Source organism: Mycobacterium sp. TH-M82, assembly GCF_057473605.1.
In genome coordinates, this window is the sequence record NZ_JBYCKY010000591.1 from 1 (window position 1) to 1,943 (window position 1,943).

A 1,943-nucleotide genomic window follows, 5' to 3' on the forward strand; every position below is an offset into this window, starting at 1 on the left:
GAACAGATGACGCTGGTAGTTCAGCGACGGAATGTCGCTGAGGTGGATTCCGGCGATCGCCAGCGTGCCGCCGCGGTCCAGCGCCTCGCAGGCGGGCAGCACCAGTTCGCCGACGGGGGCGAACAGGATCGCGGCGTCCAGCCGCACCGGCGGCGGGTCGGCGGCGCCCTGCGCCGACGCCGCCCCGAGTTCGATCGCCAACTCGCGAGCGTGCGCGCCGCGGGTCATCACGTGCACCTCGGCGCCGCGCGCCAGCGCAACCTGGGCGGTGATGTGCGCGCTGCCGCCGAAACCGTACAGCCCCAGCCGGCCACCGGGCGGCAGCTCGGCGCGCAGCAGCGAACGGTAGCCGATGATGCCGGCACACAGCAACGGCGCCAGCTCGCTGTCGCCGTAGCCGCTCGGCAGGTGGTGGGCGAACACCGCGGGCACCGTGGCGAATTCGGCGTAGCCCCCGTCGGAGTCCCAGCCCGTGTAGCGGGATTGTGGGCAGAGGTTCTCGTCGCCGCGGCGACAGTATTCGCACACTCCGCAGGTATGCCGCAGCCAGGCGATGCCGACCCGGTCCCCCACAGTGAAGTGATCGCCGGCGTCCGAGCCCACCTCAGAGCCCACCTCGATGACCTCGCCGACCACTTCATGGCCGGGTATCACCTGTTTGCGGTGCACCGCAAGATCACCCTCGGCGACGTGCAGGTCGGTGCGGCACACCCCGCACGCGTGCACCGCAACCAGCAGTTCAGATGGCCCGGGTCGGGGCACCGCGGTGGTAACCCACTGCAACGGGCCGGTGTCCATCGGGGCGGGATGGCGCACACGCCAGGCACTCATCGTCGTACCGGTCAGACCGGTCCGGATACCGCTTACAGCCATCCTGCACCCATGGCGTCCATTCTGCGCTCAGGGTGCGCGACCGCGAGAGAACCCGGCCGTGGCCGCAGTCTCGGTAACCGGTTGGCTTATCTTTTCCGGATCAGCCTGAGCAGCCAGAGCAGCACCACCGCTCCGGCCAGCGCGATGAAGAAGGTGAACCAGTATCCGCCATGGTCGACATCGACACCCAGCACGTTGAGCACCACTCCGGTGCCGAACGCCCCGACAACACCGGCCACGATGTCCATCAGGATGCCGGAGCCGCTGCCCTTGACGATCTTGCTCGCCAGCCAGCCGGCGATACCGCCGATGACGATGTAGCCTATCCAGCCGACCTCGGTCCCACCGCTGACGTTCAGGGCGAGAAACTGCGTCGCCGCCACGGCGTTCACGTTCATCCCGAAACTCCTTGCTGTCGCTGGAAGGCCGGCTTTGGTCCGGTTACCGGGTCAGCGTAGCGGTTTCGAGCGCCGATTCAACGGCGATCTGGCCACCTATGTGTCACGCCGCCGCGGGTGGGGGCGCTCCGATCGGAGGCAGCCCGGCTGCCGGGGGCGCCTGCACACCACCCGGTAGCGGCAGCGGCACCGGACTTTCGGGCGGTGCTACCGCTCCGGGGGCACCCGGCGGTTGCGGGGGCGCCAAGCCTCCGGGCGGCGCGGGAGCCACGGAGGCGGCGGGCGGCGGCAACGGGCGGATGGATTCAGCCAGCACCGTCGCCGCGCCCTTGTCCACCGGGTTGTTCGCGGTTCCCATCCACACCACAAACCAACGCGGGCCCGGGGGCGCGGTCGGGGTGGCCGGCGGCACACCGATCACGCCGCTCCAGACCTGGCCGACCGGCTTCGCCGGGTCGGTGAACTTGACCTCGTAGTACGAAGCGCTGCCGGTCAGACCGTTGCCGTTGAGCGGGGTGTTCTCCTGGTTGGTGCGGGTGCCGGGGTATGGCATGAAGAACTCACCCATGTCCGACGCCAGCCGGGTTGCGGCTTTGGCGCTGTCGCTTTCCGAGCTGGCGTAGAGCCGCTGGTCCAGCTTGCCCAGCACAATCCGGGTGTCGTTGGCGGTCA

General features: G+C 69.4%; 3 protein-coding genes. All 3 read right to left on the reverse strand.

Features of this window, described 5'->3' with window-relative positions:
• Window positions 1-873 (reverse strand): zinc-binding alcohol dehydrogenase family protein (locus AC2VON_RS17705; RefSeq protein ID WP_486954119.1); only part of this gene is annotated, 873 nt, incomplete at its 3' end.
• Window positions 874-959: 86 nt separating this feature from the next.
• Window positions 960-1,265, reverse strand: a complete 306-nt coding sequence (locus AC2VON_RS17710; RefSeq protein ID WP_486954121.1) for a GlsB/YeaQ/YmgE family stress response membrane protein — start codon at window positions 1,263-1,265, stop codon at window positions 960-962.
• 109 nt (window positions 1,266-1,374) lie between these two features.
• Window positions 1,375-1,943 (reverse strand): APA family fibronectin-binding glycoprotein (locus tag AC2VON_RS17715; RefSeq protein ID WP_486954120.1); only part of this gene is annotated, 569 nt, incomplete at its 5' end.